The sequence below is a fragment of the Flavobacterium panici genome (assembly GCF_024499525.1).
GTDB lineage: Bacteria > Bacteroidota > Bacteroidia > Flavobacteriales > Flavobacteriaceae > Flavobacterium > Flavobacterium panici.
Map to the genome: position 1 here is coordinate 3671841 of NZ_CP100437.1, position 23969 is coordinate 3695809.

Consider the following 23969-nt stretch of genomic DNA (forward strand, 5'->3'; position numbering starts at 1 on the left):
AAATAGAATAAAAAACTCCGTGATAATTCGTTTAACTTATGTTATCAGCGAGCTATTATACTTCCTTCTTTGAATTCAGTTTTAATATACCTTTTACAATCAGATATTGTGCCACAAGATAAGTAAGCATAATAATAAACGAACTTTTCTGAATTGGGAAATGAAATTTATTGATTGCCAAAATGCTATCAGAAATAACAAAAAATAATGCACCAAAAAAGACATATTGATTCGCTGGTTTTTTCCAGATTAAAAGTCCGTTGTAAGCAAACAAAAGCATGACAGAAATTACGCTGGCATAAACGATAACCGGAATTTTTAAATCGCCTAAAGCGGGTAGTAAAACCGATAACATTCCGATTAAATAACAGGCGATAACAAGGCTTCCGAAAATAAAAATTATAGTATCTCTTTTCATTTTCTCTTTAATCTGTCTGTTAAAAAGTACGCAATAAATGATGTGAGAGATTAGAAAAGAAACTAATCCCAAGATAAAATAGATTTCGGCAATATCTGCAAAAAGTAGAATTACGTCACCAATCCAGGAAAATACCAATGCCGATAAAAGGATTTTTTGCGTTGGGAATTTTTTGGAGAAATACACTCCAACAATTAATAACGGAATTAAAGCCGGTTTTAAGTAACAGTCTAAACTTTCATATCCCAGATATAAAAGCAGTAAATAAATAAAGCTGAAAGCAATATAAATTTTAAAGAATACAGCGTTTTTCATTATGTGGTTTGTGGGTTTATGGTTTGGTTTTGGTTAGTTTTAAAATCGACGGTTACAAAGTAAATCGTGGTTAAAAACGAGACACTTAAATAGCCCAGAATGATATAACTACTAAAGGAGAAAACTGAATTTAAACCAAACCAATCGCCGTAAAATGCTATAATTATAATGGCGATCGACAACCTGAAACCTTCCCAAAAAATGGCAAACCTGCTTTTGTCCATTAATTCAGAATTGCTGTAAATGGTAACGAGGATAAAAAATCCGTAAACAAAGATATTGGGCAGGCCAATTTTGGCAATATTATCAAAAAGAAAACTGACAAACAAAAGCGTAATTAGAATTTGTGTAACCGACCAATAAATCAGTTTTTGCGAATTCTGAGTTCCGTATTTATTAAAATTAAAAACATCTTCAATTTTGTTTACAGGATATTTTTGTTCAAAATTTTCAGGCCGCCATCCGGTTGGCTTAAACCAGATGGTAAGTTTGTCTTTCCAGCTTTCGGCACGCCAGGCATCTTTTATTAATAACGTTAAATGCTGAAAATTTATTTTTATGGGATTCCAGGTATTGGCTGGCCTTGTGATTCCGTAAACAGGCGGAACATCATCTAATTCTTCCTGAAAAGTGCCAAAAAGTTTGTCCCAGAAAATAAATATCTGCGAATGGTTTTTATCTAAATATTCAGGATTTATAGCGTGATGAACACGATGATGTGAAGGCGTAACTAATATATGCTCAACAAATCCCATTTTTTTAATGTGTTTGGTATGATACCAAAATTGTAAAAACAAGTGGAGTGGAAGTGTAATAGCAATTACAGAAGCTGGAACGCCTAATAACGCTGCAGGAATCAACAAAAAAGTAAACAAATTAACTAAACTCGCAATGGGCTGACGAAGCGCACAGGCGAGATTAAACTCTTCGCTGCTGTGATGAATAGCGTGTTTGTTCCAAAGAAAATTAATTTGATGAGCCAGTCGGTGGCTCCAGTAACCATAAAAATCGATAACAAAAAAGGCAATAAAATAGGAGAGAATATTGGCTTCCTGATGAAAAACAGCAATTTTAGAAACCATCCATTCATAGGAAAGAAAAGTAACACTGAGACCTAAAACGTCTTTTACAGAATTAGTAATTCCGGAGCTGATACTGGAAACGCTGTCGATTAATGGAGCAGTATCGTTCTTTTTGTAAATGCCGTATAGTTTTTCAATTACAATTAAAACCAGGAAAATCGGCATTGCGATAATTAATATTTTTCCATATTCTTCCATAAAAAAACATTCTATTTTATTTCAAATATAAAATAAAATAGAATGTTTTTTTAATTATTGGTAAATTAAACAATTTCGGCGCTAAGTCCGGCTTCCAAAAGTTGTGTACATTGAGGTTTTAATTTATCCATTGGCCCTGTTTTTACAGTGCATTTTCCGTTGTAATGTACAATTAAGGAACATTGTTCTGCTTGTTCTGGTGTGTGGTCACACACGCGCATTAAGGTATCAATTACGTGGTCAAAAGTGTTTACATCGTCATTATACACAATGATTTCGTTATTGAATCCGGTCGCTTCTTTTTCGCGAACTCTTTCTCTTACTTTTTCTTTAGTACTCATTTCTTTTTAGTTTTTTGTACTGCTGTAATTACTACTAACTAATTTACGTATTTTAATGAAACCCAGTTGTTTCTTTGAAGTTTTTTAACATAAGTCAATCCTTTTTCAGTGCATGATGCATCGATAAACGGAATGTCTTCTTCATAAAAACCGCTAAATAAAATAATTCCGTTTTTGTTTAAACAATCTACATAACTCTGCATATCGTTCAACAAAATATTTCTGTTGATATTAGCAATAATTAAATCGTATTTTTTTCCGGCTAATAAAGCAGCATCGCCTTCGTAAACGGAAATATGTTTGCAATTATTGCGTTCGGCATTTTCTATAGAATTTAAATAACACCAATTGTCAATATCAATAGCGTCGATTGGTTCAGCGCCTTTCATTTCTGCCAAAATAGCTAAAATAGCAGTTCCGCAGCCCATGTCTAAAGTTTTAAGACCTTTAACATCCATTTCTAATAAATGCTGAATCATCATGTGTGTAGTTTCATGATGTCCGGTTCCAAAACTCATTTTAGGTTCGATTACGATATCAAATTCAGCATCCGTTTTTGGATGAAAAGGAGCGCGAACATGGCATTTTCCGTCAACATCAATAGGTTCAAAATTCTTTTCCCATTCTTCGTTCCAGTTTACCTGATCGATTTCTTCAATTGTATATTCAATTTTAAACTCTTCTGATTGTAAAATATAAATATCATCCAGAATATTCTCATCCCATAAATCTTTCTTCACAAAAGCCGAAATTCCGTTTTCTGTTTCTGTAAAACTTTCAAACGCTTTTTCGCCTAATTCAGCCACTAAAATTTCTGATCCAAGTTCTTTTGGCTCAATTGTAAAATGATATCCTAAGTAAATATTCGACATATATAATTTTTTTGCAAAGGTAAGAATCCAAAGCAGAAGTTGTTTAAAAATCTAGTGAACATTATTAATTTAAGAATTATTTAAAACATAAAAAAAGCGATACTATTTAAGTATCGCTTATATTTTTTTTCTGCCACAGATTAAAAGTATTAAATGGATTTTTTTTCTGCCGCGAATTCACTAATTTTTTTAATTTGAATTCGTGAATTCGTGGCGAAAAGTCACAGAAAATAAAATCTGTGTAAATCTTTTTAATCTGTGGCTAATAAATTTAGATTGCCGTTACAATTGCTAAGAAATCATCTGCTTTTAAAGCAGCACCTCCAATTAAACCACCGTCAACGTCTGGTTTAGAGAAAATTTCTTTAGCGTTGTCTGGTTTTACAGAACCACCGTATAAAATAGAAACTTCATCAGCGATTTCAGCTCCAAAAGCTTTACGGATCGTTTCTCTGATAAATTCGTGCATTTCCTGTGCTTGTTCTGGTGAAGCAGTTTCTCCGGTTCCAATTGCCCAAACCGGCTCATAAGCTAAAACAACTTTTGACCAGGATTCTTTTGCAATGTGGAAAATTCCGTCACGTAATTGGTTTTCAACAATATTGAAATGATTTCCTGACTGACGATCTTTTAATTCTTCTCCAAAACAGAAAATTACAGTTAAATCATGTTTTAAAGCCGTATCTACTTTATTTGCGATTAATGCATCAGTTTCGTGGAAAATAGCTCTACGCTCAGAGTGACCTAAAATTACTGTATTAACACCAATACTTGTTAACATATCTGCAGAAATTTCTCCTGTAAAAGCGCCGCCTTCAGCCTGGTGAACGTTTTGAGCAGCAACACCAATAGTTGTGTTTTTTACTTTTGCTACAGCAGCTTGTAAGTTTACAAATGTTGGAGCAACGATTACTTGTGCAGTAGTTTGTGCTGGTATTTTAGTGATTAATTCGCTTAACAATTCTTCAGTTTGTGCTGCGTTTTTATGCATTTTCCAGTTTCCTGCAACAATCTTTTTTCTCATTTTGGTAGTTTTTGTTATTTTTTAATTTTTTGTTTTTTGTTGTGATTTGTGTGCTGTTTAAGCTTGTTTTAAGCTTTTTAAAGTTTCATTGATTTTGTCAAAATCAGTTTCGATAGCACGATAAAGAACAATTTTTCCTGTTTTGTCAATGATAATGTATCTTGGAATCCAGTCTAAATCGATCGCTTTTCCAAAAACACCTTTCATACCGTCGTTCATCATAAAATGATCGCCTTTTAATTCGTGTTTTTCAATTCCAATTTTCCATTTGTCAGCCGTTTTATCAGCAGAAAGGAATAAATACGAGACATCAGGATTATTAGCTTGTAATTCTTTTACTTTTGGCATTGCTTTTACGCAGTCGCCGCACCATGAAGCCCACACTTCAATGACTAAAGTTTTTCCTTTATATTTTTTTAAAATGCTTTTGAAAGAAGTCTGACCTCCTTCAAGAGTTAATAATTTTTCAGACAAAGCTTCTTTAGAAAAACTTGTTTTCTGAGCTTGTGAGCATGAGAAAGTTATAAATGCGATAATAAGTAGTGCCGTTTGTTTCATGTGATAAATGATTTTTAACAAAGTTAAACAAACAATTGGAAAGCCAAATACAGATTAACAAAATTTGAAGAGTCGTTTATTTTGTAACAAAAAGTTATTTTTCGGTTAAAAAAACAGGAATGAAATCGTAATAGTTGATGATAGAATTCAGGATTTTTTAAACATTGTTTTTTTCAAGACAAAAAAATGATTGAATTTTTAGTTTAATGAATGATTTTGGAAGCAAAAAAACGTCAGGTTTGAATCAAAAAAGCCTTTAATAAATTTAAATTATTAAAGGCTTTGGTATGTTTTCTTTTAAGATTTTTAATTCAAATCATAATTTCCATTTGCCCATTTTTTGCATGGAATAATCCATTCATCTAAAGCTTTGTATAAAAAACCATGTTTTAAATTAGTGTTCAGTTCAATTTGTTTGAAATGATTTATTTTGAGTTTTGAAGTTTCTTTTCTTTTAATTGCCGAAACGCCGTAAATATCTGATTTTTCATAAATGGTTAAAATGTTTCCACAGAAATTAATATCCGGAATTTCTTCGATATCTACATCTCTAAAACATCCAATAAAAACAAAATTTACATCAGGATTTGCTAAATAGGTTGAAACATATTGTGCAATATAACCGCCTTTTGAAGTTCCAATTATGGTTATTTTATTTGGCGAAACTCCTTTTTTTAGAAGTGTTTTGATTTGTTTTACAATCTTTTCTGCGTAATCAGAAGCATTTGTGTTTTTCTTTCTTTTTTCGCTAAAAACAATAAAATTATCTTTCCTAAATGATTCTAAAATTTCATTGTATTCGGCTTTGCCATATTCAGGATGCGGAGTATTTAAATCATTTTCCTCTACGAATTTATTGTGGAAAAAGAAAATATACCGCTGATCTGCAGTCTGGCTGAAAACTGTACTATTGCAAAGTATTATAAGTGATAAAATAAAAAACTTAATTGTATTTGGCATCGATTATTGGTTTTGAGTATCAATTAAAATCTTATAAACTCCAGTGGTTTTATCTTCCTGAAATTCTACATTTTTGATTTCCAGGGATGTTATTACAGTAGAACTACAATGCTCACTTTTTCTTTTTTCAGTAGAAACCTGAAACTCAAAAATACTTTTGTCTTCTATCTTTACAGCATATTTAAATGTTCCTGCATCCCATCCCATAGCATTGAAGCCAAGACGATAAAGATTATCTTCTTTCAGGTAAGCATATTGTATTATTTTGTTTTCGTTTAAATCAGTTATGGTTACCGCCTTTTTTGCATCAAATGTGCCATTTTTAAATAAATTCTCTCCAGAAGTTTTATCTACAAATTCAAAAGTAACAGAAGGTGGTGATGTAGTACAGTTATAAGGATCGCTTGTGCAGCCAAAACTAGTGATTATTAATAAAATAAGTGATAATTTAATTAATCTCTTCATAGGTTTGATTTTGTTTTTGATTGAGTCAAATATAGGATTATTATTATATTTAAAATCTTTTTCTTACTAAAAGATAATTGTAAATACTAATGATAAAAGGGAAAATTATAAAGGTAATCCAAATTGCAAATTGTTTGGGAACAGTTTGATAATAATAGTTTAAAAAGAAGACTGTACCAATAATGACAATACAAATCAGGGAATGAATTAGCGGCACCTGCTGATCTGAATACCTATTAATATGTTCGTCTTTGAGTTCTCTGAATTCTTCAAAATATCTTGAATTGAAAAATCTTTTCCATCTTGGCAGGAAACCAATAAGCATCATGAAATTCTGAATCATATAAATGCTTGAAACCCCTAAAAGAAAATATTGAATGGCAACGTATATTCCCTGTAGGATATCATCTGAGTTTGCAGTATTGTGATTTTCATAAATTGAATTTAGATTATCTACAGCAAAAAACATCATGATTATTGAACTCCAAATACTTAAGATAAATTTGTTTCTGTCTGATAAATGAGTTTTTGTAAAAGCATGAAAAAAAGAAAATAACGAAAATGAAATACCAATAACTATTAAGGTTTGGGAAATTATGTTGTCAAAGTTGATCAAACCGTTATCAACTACCCAATATATCATGGCAATCGAGAGAAATAATGTGATGCCTTCTGTTAGTTTTGGAGTAATATTTCGTTCGTTAAATATTCGGGAATAAATAACATAAAAGACAAAGAATATAAAAGGCCAAAATACAAGGCTTCTATTCAAAATGAATTCAAGACTACAATTTGATTCATCAATTATACTGCATAAAAAAGAACCGAGGAAAAATATAAAAATAAAAGAAAGAATTCCTATAAAAACAGATGTTGTCCATTTATTTGAAATTCTCCTGCTTTCAAAAATTACTCCTGTAATTAATGCCAAAATCTGAAGAGAAACTAAATGTGTACCAGAAGATTTGTGAATATAAAAATCATAAGCTGCATAAATAATTAAAAATAATATAAATAAAAACAGAAAAGGATTTGAAAAAAACAGTCTTAGTAATTTTGTCATCATAGTTATAAATTGGTTTTATTTAAGATTTGGTTGTTGGTTTTGTGCTAAAAAAAAACGCCAATATATCTAAAAAATAGAATATTGGCGTCTTTAATTGTTATCAAATATTGTTAAATGCCATAAGCAACATCAGATAGTTTTAAATCATCAACATCGTTGTAGTGTACTTTTTGAACTACTGTTCCTTTGTGTAAAACTACGATACTTGGATTGGCTCTTTCAACAGTTTTTAAAGCTGTTGCATCGCAAAAATAAAAATCAACGTCTAAATTGTATTGTTTTTTTGCTTTTGCAATTTCCTCAGCTCCAGAAGCTGTCATTGCAATTACTTTATATCCTTTTGCTTTTGCATCTGCAGTAACTTTTGCTAGTTTTTTCATTCCGTCAGGATTTGATAAAGCCAGATCATAGGTTACAAAAATCAAAAGTTTAGGTTCTTTTAATAATTCTGCTTTGTAGTCAGAATCGTCTTTTGTCATTGTAAAATCGTGAATTGGCGGCACATAACCTTCTGTAATTACTTTATCTTTTCTGTCCACAAAAGTAGCACCTTCCGGGATTTTCATTAAATCTTTCTCTGTAAATTCTTTATCAACTCCGTTTACTTTATAAATAAACACCATTTCAACGACAGATTTTGGAGCGCCTTCCGGAATTTCCATTCCTTTTTCGATGTTAGTTCCAACTTTGTAAGGACGAAAATCTTTTATTGGATTATGATTTAAAACCCAATACGCCATAATTGCACTTAAAGTAACGCTTATTATAGTAATTGCATTTGTAACTGTATTTGAAAATAAAGGTTTTACTAATTTTTGATTGATGAATAAAATCAAAATAAAGAATAATAAAACAACATCTTTTGTGAATGACTGCCAAGGTGTTAAATGCAAAGCGTCGCCAAAACATCCGCAATCTTTTACCACATCAAAATAAGCAGAGTAGAAGGTAAGGAACGTAAAGAAAACGATTAAAAGCAATAATGCCCAAATTGTTGTTTTAGCTTTATATCCAACCAATAACATTACACCCAAAACTACTTCTAAAATTACCAGAAAAATAGCTAAACCTAAAGCCAATGGCTCTAAAAATGGCATATTGAAAACAGGCTCGCTAAAATATTCTGCCAATTTATAAGAGAAACCAACCGGGTCATTTAGTTTGATTAATCCGGAAATGATAAATAATACACCGACAAATAATCGGGAGAATTGAGTAATGATGTTTTTCATAGGGTAAATATTAAATTTGAAATTCCAATATTTGAAATTCCAAATTCCAAAATCTTGTTGAAAAATTGGAATTTGGAATTTATTTTTTGGAATTTATTTGTTTATAGGATTTAAAATCAAGGCAAAAACAGAATAATTAATCATATCCTGATAATTAGCATCAATTCCTTCAGAAACTAAAGTCAGGCCTTTATTATCTTCAATCTGTTTTACGCGAAGTAACTTCTGCAAAATTAAATCAGTTAAAGAACTCACACGCATATCACGCCACGCTTCACCGTAATCGTGATTTTTAGCTTCCATTAATTCTTTGGTTAATTTTACTTTGGCATCATATAATTCGGTTGCTTTTTCAACATCCAAATCAGGCTGATCAACAACACCCAATTCTAACTGAATTAAAGCCATAATAGAATAATTGATGATTCCGATAAATTCTCCTTTTTCATCCTCATCAACTTTACGTACATCATTTTCCTGTAAACTTCTGATTCGTTGTGCTTTTATGAAAATTTGATCGGTCAATGACGGAAGCCTTAAAATTCTCCATGCACTGCCGTAATCTTTCATTTTATTGATAAATAAGGTTCGGCAAACCGTAATTACATTATCAAATTCAAGGGAAGTATTCTTCATTTATTGCTGTATATTTGCTAAAATTTCTCCAAAAATAAGGATTAAATTAAAGAGTTTCAAGTTTAAGGTTTCCTTTGTTCTAAGTTTTTTCTAAACAAAGTGTTAACGGGAATAACTTGAAACTAAAAATAATGTTTCAAGTTTCAGGTTTGATGTTTCAAGTTCTAGAAGTTACGCAATCTGCATCAACCTGAAACTTGAAACCTGAAACAAAAATAACAAAACAGATGACGATTAACTGCAAAGGCGAACTTATAGATTTATCGATTCCTAAGGTTATGGGAATTTTGAATGTTACGCCGAATTCTTTCTTTGATGGAGGAAAATATAAAAATGAAGACGAAATCATTTCTCAGGTAGATAAAATGCTTTCTGAAGGTGCAGCATTTATTGATATTGGCGCCTATTCAAGTAAACCGAGTGCCGAATTTGTTTCAGAACAAGAAGAAATCGACCGCATTATTCCTGTTATAGAATTGATTTTAAAGCATTTTCCGAAAGCTTTATTATCAATTGATACTTTTAGAGCCGAAGTTGCAAAAGCGAGTATAGAAAGCGGCGCAGCGATTATAAACGATATTGCAGCGGGAGAGTTAGACGATAAAATGTTCGATGTTATTGCAAAATACAACGTTCCCTACATTATGATGCACATGCGTGGTAATCCGCAGACGATGCAGAGTTTGACAGAATATGAAGATATTGTAAAAGAAATGCTTTTCTATTTTTCTGAAAAATTAAAAAAGGCAAGAGCTTTAGGAATCAACGATTTGATTCTCGATCCAGGTTTTGGCTTCGCTAAAACAACCGATCAGAATTATGAAGTCATGCAAAAAATGGAGCTTTTTAATCTTTTAGAATTGCCTGTTTTAGCCGGAATTTCAAGAAAATCAATGATTTATAAAACGCTTAATATAACTCCGCAAGAAGCTTTAAACGGAACAACATTTTTAAATACAATTGCGTTGACAAAAGGTGCGAAAATCCTTCGTGTTCATGATGTAAGAGAGGCGATGGAATGTGTGGCTTTATACAGTAAATTGAATTTGAATACTATTTAAACGACAGATTTGTCATTCCGAGGAACGAGGAATCGCACTCGAAACTCGACACAGATTGGCGACATTCTTTGAGGAAATACTAGTGCGATTCCTCGTTCCTCGGAATGACAAACTTTGAGTAAAATCATTAGATAAAAATTAAATAATATGAAATACTTCTCTTTGATCATAATCTGTTTATTATTTTCCTGCGGAAAAAAACAAGACGTTTTACTTCCAAAATCAAACATAACAATTGTAAAAGACGTACAAGATCTTTCACCAATTTATATCTTTTTTGAAACCGATGGAAAAGATACAATTGCTGATGTAAATCGAAAAAGCGCAATAATTTCAACCAATTGGATTTTCAATATTGACAAACGTCTACCTCTAAAAGTAGTAATTCCGGAAGTAATGAAATTACAGGAAAAAAAGCGAGCCGACAGCGCCCACAAAAATGAAAATGCTGAAAATTATTATTCTTATGCAGATTCTATCGGGAAGAATTTAGCCTTTGTGCCTTTCACGAAAGTGTTTTATAAAACGGAAAAACCAAGTAGAGAAAATCTTGTTGTTTATTTTAGAAAAGGGAAAAAACAGGTTTTCATGGCAAATAAGGAAATAAAAGTTTCAGAAATACTACAACGTTTCTACACTATAAAATTTGAAAGAGTGCCAGATTTGGTGTTTTTCTTCGATAAGAACATGAGTTATGAAGAATATATACAATATAAAATTCTACTGCAAAAACATGTGACTTACAATCTTGATAAACTCCCGGTAGAATTCATAAACTAAAACTTGAAACCTGAAACAAAGAAAACCTGAAACAAAAACTTACTGATGATGATAAGGTTCATTACGTAAAATCGTAAATCCGCGATACAATTGTTCGATAAAAAATAAACGAACCATTTGATGTGAGAACGTCATCAGCGAAAGCGAAACTTTTCCCTGCGCTTTGCTGTAAACCGTATCAGAGAATCCGTAAGGGCCGCCAATTACGAAAACCAAAGTTTTGATTCCCGAATTCATTTTCTTTTGTAATTCTTCTGAAAAACCAACGCTTGAGAAGTTTTTCCCATTTTCATCCAATAAAATCAATTGATCCGTTGGCGAAAGTTTCGACAGAATCAATTCGCCTTCTTTTTCTTTCTGCTGACTTTCAGATAAGTTTTTTACGTTTTTGATATCGGGAATAATCTCTAAATCAAATTTGATGTAAAACGACAAACGTTTGGTATAATCGTCAATCAAAGTTTGAAGCGATTTATTATCTGTTTTGCCAATGGCGATGAGTTTGATATTCATTGTTCTTTTATTTTGCCACGAATTGCACGAATTATCACGAATTATTTTTTGCCACAGATTAAAAGGATTAAAAAGATTTTTTTAAATTAATTCTGTGTAAATCCGTTGAATCTGTAAAATCTGCGGGCTTTATTTTTTATTTTCAAAAACCGTTTCGAAATGTTCTACAATAGGAAACGGTTCATAATAATGATGTAAAATCTTTTTCCATTCCAGATAAGCCTCAGAAGTTCTAAAACCTATTGTATGATCTTCAAGCGTATTCCAATCGACTAACAAAAGATATTTGTTTTCAACTTCCAGACATTTCTCTAAACGATGTCCTAAATAACCTTCAATAGAGGAAATATATTGGCTTGCTTTTGCAAAATCAACTTCAAATTGATTTGCTAATTCAGGTTTTACAAAAAGATATGCGGCTTCTAGAATCATAATTAAATTCAATTTATCTGCCAGATCTGCTAAATCTGCGGGAGAAAATTATACTCTCGCAGATTTAGGAGATTCAGCAGATTTTATTTTTCAATATTTTGGCATAAAAAAAATCTGCGTTCATCAGCTTGAATCTGTTTAAAATCTGCGTGCAATTTCGCAAAGACTTGACAGTTTTAGTTTTTAGAAAACTTAGCTTCAAAAACCTTAAATCTATTATCAAGATCTTTAATCAATTGTTTTTTAACCGATTCATCTTGAATAAAACTATAATTAATGCTATTATAAACGTATTTTTTTATTGTTTCGTAATTAACATCAGGATATCTTTTTGCCAATAAAACATACTGTTCTGTCATATTGCTTCTTAGAATTCCTGCATCGTCTGTACTGATTACAATTGGCACATTAAATTCTTTGTAGAGCGTAAACGGATGTCTGTTTTCTTTTACCTTCAAAATGAATTCATTACTCACTAAATTGATCTCAATCGGAATATTGTTTTTAGACATATATTTCAATAAATCGTATGAGTTTGCTTCGTAAGCGATATCAACTCCGTGACCAATTCTATTGGCGCCGGCAATGTAAATTGCATCGTTAATATGCCATGTTAAATCTTCCGGCTGCACTAAACCTAAAGTCAACTCGCCCGCGTGAAGCGTATATTTTACATCTGGAAATTTAGAGTGGCAGTATTTAAACATCTCCATGTGTAACCAATAATCTTTCATGGAATTTTCGCCATGTTCTGGAGAAACGATATTTACACCCGCAGTAAGTTTACTTTCACTTGAAGAAATAAAAGCGATAATTAAATTTTTGAATAAATCTACAGGTTCCATAAAACGCAGCACAAAGTTTTGATAACGCATTGTAAAACGCTCATCATCCATTTTTAAATCTTTGTGAAGTTTTGCTATGAAATTATTGTTGAAATCATCAGCATATTTTTTTGCGTCTTTTTTCTGAATCGATTTATACAATTCGTCTAAAAGTTTTGTAACCGCTTTTTCGTCTTTTTGATTAGCTGCCTGACGCAATTTTGTATTGAAAGCAGTTAAATCTGAAACATTCATATCGCACGGAATCGTTGATAATTGCGTTTCGATATAGCTTACATTTTCTGCAATGGCACGTTTTTTTAATTCGAGCATTCCTTCAGCAAAATGACCTGCAATAGTAGGTTCAAATTTCATAAAAGAATCAAAAAACTGATCATCAGAAGGAACAGAGCCGTTATAATCTTTAACCGACCAAGTCTGCATTACTTGCTGTTGGTAATAATCTAATTTGCCATCATTTTTTAGAGAAGAAAAAGTCTGCCAGTTTCCTTTTTCAGGTTTGGTTTTCGAAACTGCCATGGTTTCTAAATTCAAATAAAAATCTTCTGCAATGGCTCTTTCTAAAAGCGGTTCTGCATAAACTGATCCTGAAAAATGGTGGTGTAAATCGCCTCCTTTTGGCATTTGTTGAAAAAAAGCTGTTAAGAGAGCTTCATTATTTCTGATTTTTTCTAAATAACTTTCAGCAGTTTGAGAAAAGCCGATTTGTGCTATAAAAATACAGAAAAGCGTAATTATCCTTGTCATACTCTAAGTTTAAATTACATGCAAATGTAAGAGTTTTGGAGCAGACTAAAAAATTGAATTTTGTGTGGTGGGTTTTTAACGCAAAGAGCGCTGAGATTTTTCGCAAAGTTCGCTAAGTTTTTTTGGAAAGTGGTTAAAGGTTTTTGAAGTTCGCTAAGCTGGTTGTATAAAGAATTTAAAAAGAGTTCCGAAGTAACGTTAAATATTGTAGGGATGGATTTTAACCCATTCTACGAATGCAGAATCGATAATTTATATCATTTCGACGTAAGGAGAAATCGCACTAGAAACTCGACAAAGAGAATCGTCAATCTTTGTGGATTCCCGAGTGCGATTTCTCACGTCGAAATGACAAACTGGATGTCTATAAAATGCGAAAGACGCACTGCTGTGCGTCTCTACGAAAAAAACTTTGCGAACTTTGCGTAATTCTTTGTGTGCTTTACGGTTAAAAAAAACTCAGAACCTTAGTATCTCTTTTAAGAAAGTACATCACGTATTTCCTCAACCTTATCAAAAACGCTTTTTGCAAAAGGACAAAGCGGAATAATTTTTACATCGTTAGCTCTGGCATATTCTACAGCAGCCATAACTAATTTTTTACCGACACCTTTTCCGTTAAAATCTGGACTAACTTCGGTATGATCAATAATAAATTTTGAATCTCCAGCCCAGGTATATGTCATTTTTCCGGCTTCTTTTCCATCTTCGATGGCTTCAAAATATCCTTTTTTTGTATCGTTAATTTGTTGAATTTCCATGATTATATTAATGTGGTTTTAATTTCTATTGAATGTGTAAGTGTTTTGTGAATTGGGCAGCTGTTAGCAATCGTTTCTAAACGTTGTCTTTGTGTTTCGTCGACTTCACCAATTACTTCAATTTTTCTTGTAAATACGGATACACTTCGTTCAGAATCTCTTTCAAAATCAATTTTTACATTAATTTCTGAAACGTCCCATTGTTTACGATTAATATACATTCGTAACGTAATTACAGTACAGGAAGCCAAAGATGCTGCCAAAAGTTCCGTTGGATTTAATCCTAAATTTTTCCCGCCCAATTCTTGTGGTTCATCAGAAATTAAAACATTGTCGCTTGCTGATGTAATTTCCGTTCGATACAAACGAGTATCTATTTTTGCTGAGATTGTATCCATAATTTATTTGATTCTTGGTTCAGGTAATGGAACAAATTCAGTTTCGCCCGGAACTTTAGGGAAAGTCTGTTCTGTCCAGTCTTTTTTAGCTTTTTCGATGAGGTTTTTATCTGAAGAAACAAAATTCCAAAAAATGAAATGTTCTTCAGGAAATGGTTGTCCACCAAAAATATAAACCGTAGAATTTTCGGCAATTTCAAACTCGCAAAGCGTGCTGTCTGTTGTAATTAGAATTTGTTTTGGATCATAAACGTGTTCTCCGCTTTTAATACTTCCTTCTAAAATGTATAAACCGCTTTCGCCGAATAAATCCTTACCAATGTTTATTTTTTTAGCCTCAGTACTTTTGATTTCTATAAAATAAAGCGGACTATAAACAGGAACTGGAGATTTTTTACCAAAAGCTTCACCAGCAATTAGTTTATATGAAACTCCGTCTTCTTCCCAAGCTGGAATATCATCAGCTTCAACATGTGCAAAATTCGGATCCATTTGTTCTAATTCTTTAGGAAGTGCAACCCAAATCTGTAACCCGTGAAGCATTTTATCTGAATGTCTTAAATATTCTGGTGTTCTTTCAGAATGAACAATTCCTTTTCCGGCTGTCATCCAGTTTACTGCGCCTGGTTTTATTTCTAATTCTGTTCCTAAACTATCGCGGTGCATGATACTTCCTTCAAACAAGAAAGTAAGCGTTGAAAGTCCGATATGCGGATGTGGAGGAACATCCATATTTTCATGATCACTTAAATGTGCAGGTCCCATATGATCGATAAATACAAATGGTCCAACGGCTCTTTTTTCACGGAAAGGCAATAATCTGCCCACCATAAAGTTGCCAATATTGGCAGCACGTTCTTCGATAATTAAACTGATATTTGACATGTGGTATTTGATTTGATTTGATTTGAAAACAAAATTACAGTTGTGATAGAAATCTGTAACTTAATTTAGATTAAGAAAAGTTGTTTATGGATTTTTCTGAATTATAAAAGTAAGCAAAATAGCTAGTTGTTCAAATTCATTTTTTATGATATTTCGGTTTTTTGTCATTTCGACGAAGGAGAAATCTGCGCAAGAAACTCTAAAAAGATTGGGTGTTCGTTGAGGAGCTACTCGCGGAGATTTCTCCTTCGTCGAAATGACAAACAGGACGCTTAAAACCCTGATGATTTATGAAATTTGTTTTTTAATCAATCAACTCAAATTCCAAAACCTCACTCTCAGTTCCATTAATAATAATCGACAACTGATGCGCTCCAGTATGAAAAACTCTCGTTGTAATCAGTTTAAAAGACTGATTTCTTTCGATTTTGGTTAATTGATTGGGCTGATAAATTTTCTCACTGATTTTAAAGACTTTTTTCGCCAAATGTCCTTTTGCTTTTTTATAATGAACGGCATATTCTAAACGAATCGTTTTTGGTTCTTCGTTTTTATTGTTTAAGTGAAATTGAAACTGAAGATAATCCCCAATTTTTACAATAGGCGTTTTAATTTCAAAAGAAGAAAGCTCAATATTCGTACTTTCTAAACCATAATGACCTAAAATTTCCGGATGACCTTGCTTCAATAAAGTTCGGCAGCCATGCTTAATAATTCCGTCGGTTTCTTTGCTGTGTCCTTTCCATTTATTGGCGATATCTAACACAATCTGCGGATTATCTTTAGCAATATCATTTAAGTTATTGGCAACACTTCTACGCACATATTCTGAAGGATCGTTTTTTAGATTTTCTAAAATCGGAAGAATAGAAGTAGGATCTTTTTTCAAAAACGGAATCGCCATTGCCCATGGTAATCTTGGGCGGGAACCTTCGCTGGCTAATCTTCTAACATGGTGATTTTCGTGCAAAGACCATTTTGTCATCTCTTCAATCATTTGTTCTTTGTATTTTAAGATAAAAGGACGAACGGCAAACTCACAGCTTATAAACTGCGTTATAGAAACAAAGGCTTTCGCCGAAGTTTTAAAATCGTCTAAACCGTACATTTCGATATAATCGGCGAAGAAAATGAAAGCCAGATTGCTGTCTGCAAAATTATTTTTCTTTAGGTTTTTAATAATTTTATCAATTAAGGAAACGGCTTCAGGGAAATTTTGAGGCATAAATTGGTGAAACACAACTGTGGTATGTTTCATTCTTTCTTTCCATTCTTTTTGAGCAAAATCACCTTCGTAAATTGTCTCAATAAATTTTTGTTTGTTGAATGCCGGATGTACTTCGGCGACAGCCTGACTGAATTTTTCGTAAAAAGAAACCGAGTAAATATCTTTAATTAATCCCATAAATTTTGATTGATTGAACCTCAAAGATATTTAATGTTTTTAATTGTTGACGTACATTTTGATTGGAAAAATTATTAGCCACAGATTAGACAGATTAGCACAGATTTTTTTGAAATCATTTTAATCCTTTTAATCTGTGGCTAAATATAAATTTAAGTTAATAAGAAACTTTTAGCAGAAAGGAAACTTTTAAATCCATAAAATAAGTCCTAATTTAGCATATTATTAAAATTAGAAAAATGATAAGCGAAGCTCAATTTCAAGCAGAATTGCAACTTTTGATAAGCAATGCCATTAGAGAAGATGTTGGTCCGGGCGATTACAGTTCACTTGCCTGTATTCCGGATACTGCACACGGACAGGCAAAATTATTGGTAAAAGATCAGGGAATAATTGCCGGTGTTGAACTTGCTAAAATGATATTTGAACATGTTGATCCAAAACTAAAAGTAAAAACTTTTATTGAAGACGGAACGCATGTAGAATATGGAGAAGTTGTTTTTGAAGTTTCAGGAAGCTCACAGTCTATTTTAAAGGCAGAAAGAGTGGTTTTGAATACCATGCAGCGTATGTCTGCCATTGCGACAAAAACAAAACACTTAATGAAGCTTTTAGAAGGAACAAACGCTAAAATATTAGATACACGTAAAACAACGCCAAATTTTAGAGTTGCCGAAAAATGGGCTGTAAAAATAGGCGGAGGTGAAAATCACCGTTTTGCCCTTTATGATATGATTATGCTGAAAGACAATCATATTGATTTTGCAGGCGGAATAACACGCGCTATTTCAAAAACGAAAGAGTATTTAAAAGAGAATAATCTGGATTTGAAAATCATTGTTGAAGCCCGTAATTTAGATGAAATTAGAGAAATTTTGCTGAGCGACGGCGTTCACAGAATCCTGATTGATAACTTTAATTATGAAGATACAAAAACGGCAGTAAATTTGATTGGTACAAAATGCCAGACAGAATCATCTGGAAATATCAGCGAAAAAACAGTTAGAGAATATGCTTTATGCGGTGTAAATTATATTTCATCTGGCGCTTTAACGCATTCTGTTTACAATATGGATTTGAGCTTAAAAGCTTTTTAATCGAATTATGAGTTTTGAGTTATAAGTTATGAGTTTGGTTTTAAATCTAAAATTAAAACTCTAAAATCTAAAATCAAATATATGTCGAAAGAGATAGAAGATCGGATTGAAAAATTGCCCATAATACGCAATGTGGCCCGACTTTTTAAAAGAATAAAACTCCCTTGGTTAGAGGGATTTTCTTTGTATGATTTACTCGAAATGTACACTTTAGGAATTCTTGAAGGAGCTTTTTCGTATCATGCAAGCGCGGTTTCTTTTAGCTTTTTTATGGCTTTGTTTCCTTTTACGTTATTTATTCTAAACTTAATTCCGTTTATTCCTATAGATAATTTTCAAAATGACTTTCTGCAGTTTGTGCAGCAAGGCGTTCCTCCAAATACCTATGATGCAATTAGTAAAATTATCAGCGATATCTTAAATAATAGTCATTCGGGCTTATTATCTTCGGGATTTTTGCTTTCTATTTTCTTGATGGCAAACGGTATTAACGGAATTTTAAGCGGTTTTGAATCTTCTAAACACGTGTTTGACAAACGCGGATTTTTTAGTCAGTATCTAGTGGCATTGGCAATTTCGCTTGTTATGACCATTATATTGTTTGTAACAGTGGCTACAATTGTCGTTTTTGAGGTTTTTATTCAAAAAACAATCATTCAGGATGTATTGAGTGATCGTATTCCGCTGATTATTTTAGGACGATATTTATTCGTTGTTTTAATGATTTTGATAACATCTTCAATATTATTGCGTTATGGTACAAAACAGTACAATAAAGTGCCTTTTATAAGCATTGGATCTGTTTTTACAACGATACTAATTGTTATATCTTCGTTCTTTTTTGGGATTTGGGTTATAAAATTTTCAAAATACAACGAACTTTATGGTTCTATTGGAACATTATTAATTCTAATGTTTTATATTTGGATAAACTGTATGATTCTGCTTTTAGGGTTCGAATTGAATGCTTCTATCAGAAAATTAAAACAAAAAAAAAATAAATAATATGAAAAATTGGATGTTAACGATTGGTGTGTTTTTCTTTGCAATGAGTATTCAGGCTCAAAGTGTTGTAGGAAAATGGAAGACCATAGATGATGAAACGGGAGAAGCTAAATCTGTAGTTGAGATTTACGAAAAATCAGGAAAAATTTACGGGAAGGTAACAGAAATACTTCGCGAGAATCATAAAAAAGACGTTTGTGTAAAGTGTGAAGGTGCAGAAAAAAACAAACCAATTTTAGGAATGACCATTATAAACGGTCTTAAAAAAGACGGTGCTGAATATAACGGCGGAACAATTTTAGACCCAACAAGCGGTAAAAAATACAAATGTTATATCTCATTAGAATCTGCAGATAAATTAAAACTTCGCGGGTATGTTGGAATTTCTATTATGGGAAGAACACAATACTGGACACGCGTAAAAAACTAATTCAAAAATCAAATGCGAAAATTAGCTTCAATAGTTTTATTCTTAGTCATAACCTTAAATAGTTTTGGACAAAAGAAAAATTCTCCATTACCAATAAGTCATCTTACAGGTGACTTTTATGTTTATAAAACATTTCATGATTATAATGGAACGTTGATTTCTGCCAATGCTATGTATCTGGTTACAGATAAAGGTGTTGTGATGTTTGATGCGCCTTGGGACGAAACTCAGTTTCAGCCTTTATTAGATAGTATAAAAGCAAAACATAATAAAGAAGTCATAATGCTTTTTGCGACCCATTCTCACGATGATCGTGCAGGAGGATTTGATTTTTACAGAAAAAAAGGAATCAAAACGTATTCGATTAAGTTAACAGATGATATTCTTAAAAAAGAAAACAAACCGAGAGCAGAATTTATAATTCCAAATGATAAGTTTTTTACAGTCGGGCAGCATACTTTTGAGGTTTATTATCCCGGAAAAGGTCATGCATCTGATAATATTGTAGCTTGGTTTGATAAAGAAAAAGTGCTTTACGGAGCTTGTTTTATAAAAAGTGCCGATGCCAAAGATCTTGGTTATTTAGCGGATTCTGACGTAAAAGAATGGAAAAAATCGATTGGGAAAGTAAAGGCGAAATTTAAGAATCCAAAATATATTATTCCGGGTCATGAAGACTGGACTAATACAGAATCTTTAAACCATACTTTGAAATTGGTTGATGAGTATTTAGCTCAAAAATCTTCAGGAAAAAAGTAACTTTGCACTCATATATATAGTACATGTTTTTTATCGAAGTTATTTTACCGCTTTCGTCGGTTAAACCTCTTACTTATCGTGTTTCTGAGGCCGAATTCCATTTTATAAAAAAAGGAATGCGGGTGGCGGTGCCTATTAAAAATAAAATCTATACAGGACTTGTTTTAGATATTCATGAAAATGCTCCGAATTTATATGAAGCCAAAGAGATTCATGAAATTTTAGATGAAAAACCAATTGCAACCGAAACGCAGATTAAACATTGGCTTTGGGTTGCCAATTATTATATGTGCGGTATTGGCGATGTGTATCGCGGAGCGTTCCCAACCGGATTATTATTAGAAAGTGAAACAATTGTTTCGCAGAAACCAGAAGTTGTTGTCAATGATTCTGAACTTTCTGATGATGAATTCTTGGTTTACGAAGCGCTGCAACATCAAAGTTCGCTTAAAGTTCAGGAAATTGCTTCCATCTTAAATAGAAAAAATATCCTGCCTATTCTTCAAAAATTAATAGCAAAAGATATTATTGTTTTAGAAGAAGAAATAAAAGAAAGCTACAAACCAAAACTAGTTCGGTATGTAAAATTACATTCACAATACGAAACAGATCAAGGTTTGATGAATTTGCTGGATATTTTGAGAAGTGATAAGCAAAAAGAAATTGTTTTGGCTTATTTTCAAATAAGCGCTTCAGAAAAAAAGCCAATAACAGTTAATAAACTGGTTGAGGTTTCAGGCTCAACTTCGGCTGTTGTAAAAACTTTGATTAAGAATGAAATCTTCGAAGAATATTATTTACAGCAAGATCGTATTTTATTTAACGGAGAAAAAACAGATAAGGAATTACAGTTAAGCGAAGCACAGCAAAATGCTTTTACCGCAATAAAAGAGAGTTTTTCTGAAAAAGAAGTGTGCTTGCTTCACGGTGTAACTTCAAGTGGAAAAACAGAAATCTACATTAAATTAATCGAAGAATATCTGCAAACGGGAAGACAGGTTTTGTATCTGCTTCCGGAAATTGCGCTTACAACACAATTGGTTTCACGTTTACGACTTCATTTTGGAGATAAAGTAGCTGTTTTTCATTCCAAATACAGTAATAATGAAAGAGTTGAGGTTTGGAAACAAACACTCGAAAATTCAGAAAAAGCACAAATAGTAATAGGAGCGAGGTCGGCATTGTTTTTACCTTTCAATGATTTAGGTTTGTTAATTGTTGATGAAGAACACGAGCAGACTTTTAAACAGACAGATCCTGCGCCGAGATATCACGCCAGAGATGCGGCCATTGTTCTGGCAAATTTTCATAATGCAAAAGTACTTTTAGGTTCTGCAACACCAAGTATTGAAACCTATTTTAATACACAGAGCGAGAAATATGGTCTAGTTACGCTTACAGAGCGTTATAAAAATGTTCGAATGCCCGAAGTTGTTTTGGTCGATTTGAAAGACAAACATTTCAGAAAAAGAATGACGGGGCATTTTAGTGATGTTTTAATAGAAGAAATTGCAGAAGCTTTATCTTTAGGTGAACAAGTGATTTTGTTTCAAAATAGAAGAGGATATTCTCCTGTAATAGAATGTATCACCTGCGGACACGTACCACATTGTCAGCAATGCGATGTGAGTTTGACTTTTCATAAATTTAAAAATCAATTGCGCTGCCATTATTGTGGATATTCGATTGCAAAACCAACGCATTGTCACAGCTGTTCAAGCATTGATTTAACGACTAAAGGTTTTGGAACAGAACAAATAGAGCAGGAGTTGTTATCGCTTTTCCCGAAAGCTAAAACGGCGAGAATGGATCAGGATACAACCCGTGGTAAATTTGGTTTTGAAAAGATTATCGATACTTTTAAAAATAGGGAAATTGATATTTTGGTAGGAACGCAAATGCTGGCCAAAGGTTTAGATTTTGATAATGTGAGTTTAGTCGGAATCATGAATGCGGATAATATGCTGCATCATCCTGATTTCAGGGCTTTTGAGCGAAGTTTTCAAATGATGACGCAAGTTGCGGGAAGAGCAGGAAGATCTGAAAAACAGGGTAAAGTTGTAATTCAGACTTATAACCCAGATCATAATACAATTCAGCAGGTTACAAACCATAATTATATAGGTATGTATAAGGAGCAATTGTATGACAGACAGATTTATAAATATCCGCCGTATTTCAGGATTATTAAACTAACGATAAAACATCGTGAATTTGAGAAATTGAAAGAAGGATCTATGTGGCTGTATCAGGTTTTAAGCCAAAACCTGAATATGCCGGTTTTGGGCCCGGAGGAACCGGCTATCAGCAGAATTCGAAATGAATATATAAGGACTATCTTAATTAAGATTCCACAAAACCTGCATTTAGGAAACACAAAAAAAACTATTCAGAAAATGTTGAATAGTTTTGAAGCGGTTGCTCAGTACAGAGCTATAAAAGTTGTTGTCAATGTCGATTTCTATTAATTAGATGTCGACAATGCTTTTACTAAATCTTCCTTTTTGTTTCGACTAAGCGGAATTTTAGTAATTCCGATTTCTGCAAATTTACTATTAAAGCGTTCAACCTTATCAATATTAATGATATACGATTTGTGTACACGAATGAATTTGTCTTTTGATAAATCGTTTTCAAAAGATTTCATTGTGGAAAGCACCAAATTGCTATCATCCTCAGTAACAACTCTTACATAATCTCCAAAAGCTTCAATCCATTTGATTTTAGCAGTAAATATTTTAAGCTTTTTAAGGTTGCTTTTTATAAAAATATGTTCGCCTTCTTCTTCTTTGACTTCTTTTTTAAGCAAATGCATATCAATTGCTCTTTTTACAGAAGCATTAAAACGGTCTACAGCGATTGGTTTTTGCAGATAATCAGTGGCATCATAATCAAAAGCTTTCAGTGCGTATTCAGCCTTAGAAGTGATAAATATAATTTGCGGTTTAGATTTTAAACCATCAAGAAAATCAAAGCCATTAATGACTGGCATTTCTATATCAAGAAAAATTAAGTCGATATTATTTAATGAGATACAACTTTTTGCTTCTATTGCATTAGAAAAATCCCCGATTAAGTGCAAACCTGGGTGATTATTAACTAATTTTGCAATAATTGTCCTTTGTATAGAACTATCATCCACAACAACACAGTTTAGTTTCATAACATTTAAATTTAGAATAAATTCAGGATAGCAGTAGTAAATGTATAGTTTTTTTGGAAAAAAAACTAAAATAGACGTATAATTTTTGCATTATGACGAATAATAGAAAAAATGTGTTGTATATTTAAAAATAATGGTTACTTTTGCACCCAATTTTAACAAATAAATTTTTTATTTATGAATCATTATGAAACTGTTTTCATTTTAAATCCCGTTTTATCTGAGGTTCAGGTGAAGGAAACAGTAACGAAATTTGAAGAATTTCTTACTAGCAGAGGAGCTGAAATGGTATCAAAAGAGGATTGGGGTCTTAAAAAAATGGCTTACGAAATCCAAAACAAAAAAAGTGGTTTTTATCACTTATTTGAGTTCAAAGTATCAGGAGAAGTTCTAATTGCTTTTGAAACTGAATTTAGACGTGACGAAAGAGTTATGCGTTTCTTAACTGTAAGTTTAGATAAGCATGCTATTTCATGGGCGGAGAGAAGAAGAGCAAAATTAAAATCTACTAAAGCTTAATC

Annotated in this window: 27 protein-coding genes; 8 read left to right on the forward strand and 19 right to left on the reverse strand. The window is 32.3% G+C overall.

Annotated features, from left to right (window positions below):
• Positions 1 to 55: 55 nt before the first annotated feature.
• The 11 genes from NLJ00_RS15415 to NLJ00_RS15465 form a co-directional block, all read right to left on the reverse strand.
• Complete coding sequence (locus NLJ00_RS15415) at positions 56 to 733, reverse strand: lysoplasmalogenase (RefSeq protein ID WP_256634451.1); 678 nt, start codon at positions 731 to 733, stop codon at positions 56 to 58.
• A complete protein-coding gene (locus NLJ00_RS15420) occupies positions 733 to 2013 on the reverse strand; it encodes a sterol desaturase family protein (protein ID WP_256634452.1) in 1281 nt (426 codons plus the stop codon). Before NLJ00_RS15420 ends, NLJ00_RS15415 begins: the two co-directional genes overlap by 1 nt.
• Before the next feature lie 65 nt (positions 2014 to 2078).
• Positions 2079 to 2354 carry an ATP-dependent Clp protease adaptor ClpS gene (locus NLJ00_RS15425; protein WP_053473484.1) on the reverse strand — a complete coding sequence of 92 codons (276 nt, stop codon included), beginning with the start codon at positions 2352 to 2354 and terminating at the stop codon, positions 2079 to 2081.
• A 38-nt stretch (positions 2355 to 2392) separates the two neighbouring features.
• Positions 2393 to 3226, reverse strand: a complete 834-nt coding sequence (prmA, locus tag NLJ00_RS15430) for a 50S ribosomal protein L11 methyltransferase (protein ID WP_256634453.1) — start codon at positions 3224 to 3226, stop codon at positions 2393 to 2395.
• Between the two features lie 271 nt (positions 3227 to 3497).
• Positions 3498 to 4250 (reverse strand): triose-phosphate isomerase, encoded by a 753-nt coding sequence (gene tpiA, locus NLJ00_RS15435; RefSeq protein WP_256634454.1) that lies wholly within the window; start codon positions 4248 to 4250, stop codon positions 3498 to 3500.
• 57 nt (positions 4251 to 4307) lie between these two features.
• Complete coding sequence (locus NLJ00_RS15440; protein ID WP_256634455.1) at positions 4308 to 4808, reverse strand: TlpA family protein disulfide reductase; 501 nt, start codon at positions 4806 to 4808, stop codon at positions 4308 to 4310.
• Positions 4809 to 5114: 306 nt separating this feature from the next.
• Positions 5115 to 5768, reverse strand: a complete 654-nt coding sequence (locus NLJ00_RS15445) for an alpha/beta hydrolase (protein ID WP_256634456.1) — start codon at positions 5766 to 5768, stop codon at positions 5115 to 5117.
• Positions 5769 to 5771: 3 nt separating this feature from the next.
• Positions 5772 to 6233 (reverse strand): hypothetical protein, encoded by a 462-nt coding sequence (locus NLJ00_RS15450; protein WP_180857672.1) that lies wholly within the window; start codon positions 6231 to 6233, stop codon positions 5772 to 5774.
• Positions 6234 to 6282: 49 nt separating this feature from the next.
• Complete coding sequence (locus NLJ00_RS15455; RefSeq protein WP_256634457.1) at positions 6283 to 7299, reverse strand: hypothetical protein; 1017 nt, start codon at positions 7297 to 7299, stop codon at positions 6283 to 6285.
• A 110-nt stretch (positions 7300 to 7409) separates the two neighbouring features.
• On the reverse strand, positions 7410 to 8531 hold the full coding sequence (locus tag NLJ00_RS15460; RefSeq protein ID WP_256634458.1) for a BT_3928 family protein: 1122 nt from the start codon (positions 8529 to 8531) through the stop codon (positions 7410 to 7412).
• 93 nt (positions 8532 to 8624) lie between these two features.
• Positions 8625 to 9167 (reverse strand): DUF1599 domain-containing protein, encoded by a 543-nt coding sequence (locus tag NLJ00_RS15465; protein WP_056205972.1) that lies wholly within the window; start codon positions 9165 to 9167, stop codon positions 8625 to 8627.
• A gap of 227 nt (positions 9168 to 9394) precedes the next feature.
• On the opposite strand from NLJ00_RS15465, the gene folP reads away from it, so the two are divergent.
• Positions 9395 to 10228, forward strand: a complete 834-nt coding sequence (folP, locus tag NLJ00_RS15470) for a dihydropteroate synthase (protein ID WP_256634459.1) — start codon at positions 9395 to 9397, stop codon at positions 10226 to 10228.
• Between the two features lie 147 nt (positions 10229 to 10375).
• Positions 10376 to 11008, forward strand: coding sequence for a hypothetical protein (locus NLJ00_RS15475; protein WP_256634460.1), 633 nt, complete (start codon positions 10376 to 10378; stop codon positions 11006 to 11008).
• A 39-nt stretch (positions 11009 to 11047) separates the two neighbouring features.
• Here NLJ00_RS15475 and rlmH read toward each other — a convergent pair whose 3' ends face one another.
• The 7 genes from rlmH to NLJ00_RS15510 all read right to left on the reverse strand — a co-directional run bounded on the left by rlmH (position 11048) and on the right by NLJ00_RS15510 (position 16994).
• On the reverse strand, positions 11048 to 11521 hold the full coding sequence (gene rlmH / locus NLJ00_RS15480) for a 23S rRNA (pseudouridine(1915)-N(3))-methyltransferase RlmH (RefSeq protein ID WP_053473473.1): 474 nt from the start codon (positions 11519 to 11521) through the stop codon (positions 11048 to 11050).
• Positions 11522 to 11650: 129 nt separating this feature from the next.
• Positions 11651 to 11953: an antibiotic biosynthesis monooxygenase family protein gene (locus tag NLJ00_RS15485; protein ID WP_256634461.1), complete on the reverse strand. Its 303-nt coding sequence runs from the start codon at positions 11951 to 11953 to the stop codon at positions 11651 to 11653.
• Positions 11954 to 12129: 176 nt separating this feature from the next.
• On the reverse strand, positions 12130 to 13545 hold the full coding sequence (locus NLJ00_RS15490) for an amidohydrolase family protein (protein WP_256634462.1): 1416 nt from the start codon (positions 13543 to 13545) through the stop codon (positions 12130 to 12132).
• Positions 13546 to 14024: 479 nt separating this feature from the next.
• Complete coding sequence (locus NLJ00_RS15495; protein WP_180857679.1) at positions 14025 to 14306, reverse strand: GNAT family N-acetyltransferase; 282 nt, start codon at positions 14304 to 14306, stop codon at positions 14025 to 14027.
• A 2-nt stretch (positions 14307 to 14308) separates the two neighbouring features.
• Positions 14309 to 14704, reverse strand: coding sequence for an OsmC family protein (locus NLJ00_RS15500; RefSeq protein WP_053473469.1), 396 nt, complete (start codon positions 14702 to 14704; stop codon positions 14309 to 14311).
• 3 nt (positions 14705 to 14707) lie between these two features.
• Positions 14708 to 15589 (reverse strand): pirin family protein, encoded by an 882-nt coding sequence (locus NLJ00_RS15505; RefSeq protein ID WP_053473468.1) that lies wholly within the window; start codon positions 15587 to 15589, stop codon positions 14708 to 14710.
• A 304-nt stretch (positions 15590 to 15893) separates the two neighbouring features.
• On the reverse strand, positions 15894 to 16994 hold the full coding sequence (locus NLJ00_RS15510) for a DNA alkylation repair protein (RefSeq protein WP_256634463.1): 1101 nt from the start codon (positions 16992 to 16994) through the stop codon (positions 15894 to 15896).
• Between the two features lie 239 nt (positions 16995 to 17233).
• Between NLJ00_RS15510 and nadC the strand changes: the two genes are divergently transcribed.
• The 5 genes from nadC (at position 17234) to priA (ending at position 22753) form a co-directional block, all read left to right on the forward strand.
• Complete coding sequence (gene nadC, locus NLJ00_RS15515; protein WP_256634464.1) at positions 17234 to 18091, forward strand: carboxylating nicotinate-nucleotide diphosphorylase; 858 nt, start codon at positions 17234 to 17236, stop codon at positions 18089 to 18091.
• Between the two features lie 81 nt (positions 18092 to 18172).
• Positions 18173 to 19096 (forward strand): YihY/virulence factor BrkB family protein, encoded by a 924-nt coding sequence (locus tag NLJ00_RS15520; protein WP_053473465.1) that lies wholly within the window; start codon positions 18173 to 18175, stop codon positions 19094 to 19096.
• A gap of 1 nt (position 19097) precedes the next feature.
• On the forward strand, positions 19098 to 19526 hold the full coding sequence (locus tag NLJ00_RS15525; protein WP_256634465.1) for a DUF2147 domain-containing protein: 429 nt from the start codon (positions 19098 to 19100) through the stop codon (positions 19524 to 19526).
• 12 nt (positions 19527 to 19538) lie between these two features.
• Positions 19539 to 20285, forward strand: a complete 747-nt coding sequence (bla-B1-FLAV, locus tag NLJ00_RS15530; RefSeq protein ID WP_256634466.1) for a subclass B1 metallo-beta-lactamase — start codon at positions 19539 to 19541, stop codon at positions 20283 to 20285.
• A 23-nt stretch (positions 20286 to 20308) separates the two neighbouring features.
• Positions 20309 to 22753 (forward strand): replication restart helicase PriA, encoded by a 2445-nt coding sequence (gene priA / locus NLJ00_RS15535; RefSeq protein WP_256634467.1) that lies wholly within the window; start codon positions 20309 to 20311, stop codon positions 22751 to 22753.
• Here priA and NLJ00_RS15540 read toward each other — a convergent pair.
• Complete coding sequence (locus tag NLJ00_RS15540) at positions 22750 to 23448, reverse strand: LytR/AlgR family response regulator transcription factor (protein WP_053473460.1); 699 nt, start codon at positions 23446 to 23448, stop codon at positions 22750 to 22752. The genes priA and NLJ00_RS15540 overlap by 4 nt on opposite strands.
• 177 nt (positions 23449 to 23625) lie before the next feature.
• Here NLJ00_RS15540 and rpsF point away from each other — a divergent pair, with 177 nt between their 5' ends.
• The gene (gene rpsF, locus NLJ00_RS15545; RefSeq protein WP_041518692.1) at positions 23626 to 23967 is read left to right on the forward strand and encodes a 30S ribosomal protein S6; all 342 of its coding nucleotides are present in this window, start codon (positions 23626 to 23628) and stop codon (positions 23965 to 23967) included.
• The last annotated feature ends 2 nt before the right edge of the window (positions 23968 to 23969 follow it).

Excerpts from the sequence above, each read along its gene's own strand:
- NLJ00_RS15460 (WP_256634458.1), bottom strand. The coding sequence starts at position 8,531 with ATGAAAAACATCATTACTCAATTCTCCCGATTATTTGTCGGTGTATTA.
- NLJ00_RS15510 (WP_256634463.1), bottom strand. The coding sequence starts at position 16,994 with ATGGGATTAATTAAAGATATTTACTCGGTTTCTTTTTACGAAAAATTC.
- NLJ00_RS15450 (WP_180857672.1), bottom strand. The coding sequence starts at position 6,233 with ATGAAGAGATTAATTAAATTATCACTTATTTTATTAATAATCACTAGT.
- prmA (WP_256634453.1), bottom strand. The coding sequence starts at position 3,226 with ATGTCGAATATTTACTTAGGATATCATTTTACAATTGAGCCAAAAGAA.
- rpsF (WP_041518692.1), top strand. The coding sequence starts at position 23,626 with ATGAATCATTATGAAACTGTTTTCATTTTAAATCCCGTTTTATCTGAG.
- NLJ00_RS15415 (WP_256634451.1), bottom strand. The coding sequence starts at position 733 with ATGAAAAACGCTGTATTCTTTAAAATTTATATTGCTTTCAGCTTTATT.
- folP (WP_256634459.1), top strand. The coding sequence starts at position 9,395 with ATGACGATTAACTGCAAAGGCGAACTTATAGATTTATCGATTCCTAAG.
- NLJ00_RS15455 (WP_256634457.1), bottom strand. The coding sequence starts at position 7,299 with ATGATGACAAAATTACTAAGACTGTTTTTTTCAAATCCTTTTCTGTTT.
- NLJ00_RS15540 (WP_053473460.1), bottom strand. The coding sequence starts at position 23,448 with ATGAAACTAAACTGTGTTGTTGTGGATGATAGTTCTATACAAAGGACA.
- NLJ00_RS15445 (WP_256634456.1), bottom strand. The coding sequence starts at position 5,768 with ATGCCAAATACAATTAAGTTTTTTATTTTATCACTTATAATACTTTGC.
- NLJ00_RS15485 (WP_256634461.1), bottom strand. The coding sequence starts at position 11,953 with ATGATTCTAGAAGCCGCATATCTTTTTGTAAAACCTGAATTAGCAAAT.
- rlmH (WP_053473473.1), bottom strand. The coding sequence starts at position 11,521 with ATGAATATCAAACTCATCGCCATTGGCAAAACAGATAATAAATCGCTT.
- NLJ00_RS15495 (WP_180857679.1), bottom strand. The coding sequence starts at position 14,306 with ATGGAAATTCAACAAATTAACGATACAAAAAAAGGATATTTTGAAGCC.
- NLJ00_RS15500 (WP_053473469.1), bottom strand. The coding sequence starts at position 14,704 with ATGGATACAATCTCAGCAAAAATAGATACTCGTTTGTATCGAACGGAA.
- bla-B1-FLAV (WP_256634466.1), top strand. The coding sequence starts at position 19,539 with ATGCGAAAATTAGCTTCAATAGTTTTATTCTTAGTCATAACCTTAAAT.
- NLJ00_RS15505 (WP_053473468.1), bottom strand. The coding sequence starts at position 15,589 with ATGTCAAATATCAGTTTAATTATCGAAGAACGTGCTGCCAATATTGGC.
- nadC (WP_256634464.1), top strand. The coding sequence starts at position 17,234 with ATGATAAGCGAAGCTCAATTTCAAGCAGAATTGCAACTTTTGATAAGC.
- NLJ00_RS15440 (WP_256634455.1), bottom strand. The coding sequence starts at position 4,808 with ATGAAACAAACGGCACTACTTATTATCGCATTTATAACTTTCTCATGC.
- NLJ00_RS15490 (WP_256634462.1), bottom strand. The coding sequence starts at position 13,545 with ATGACAAGGATAATTACGCTTTTCTGTATTTTTATAGCACAAATCGGC.
- NLJ00_RS15525 (WP_256634465.1), top strand. The coding sequence starts at position 19,098 with ATGAAAAATTGGATGTTAACGATTGGTGTGTTTTTCTTTGCAATGAGT.
- NLJ00_RS15420 (WP_256634452.1), bottom strand. The coding sequence starts at position 2,013 with ATGGAAGAATATGGAAAAATATTAATTATCGCAATGCCGATTTTCCTG.
- NLJ00_RS15520 (WP_053473465.1), top strand. The coding sequence starts at position 18,173 with ATGTCGAAAGAGATAGAAGATCGGATTGAAAAATTGCCCATAATACGC.
- NLJ00_RS15465 (WP_056205972.1), bottom strand. The coding sequence starts at position 9,167 with ATGAAGAATACTTCCCTTGAATTTGATAATGTAATTACGGTTTGCCGA.
- NLJ00_RS15475 (WP_256634460.1), top strand. The coding sequence starts at position 10,376 with ATGAAATACTTCTCTTTGATCATAATCTGTTTATTATTTTCCTGCGGA.
- priA (WP_256634467.1), top strand. The coding sequence starts at position 20,309 with ATGTTTTTTATCGAAGTTATTTTACCGCTTTCGTCGGTTAAACCTCTT.
- tpiA (WP_256634454.1), bottom strand. The coding sequence starts at position 4,250 with ATGAGAAAAAAGATTGTTGCAGGAAACTGGAAAATGCATAAAAACGCA.
- NLJ00_RS15425 (WP_053473484.1), bottom strand. The coding sequence starts at position 2,354 with ATGAGTACTAAAGAAAAAGTAAGAGAAAGAGTTCGCGAAAAAGAAGCG.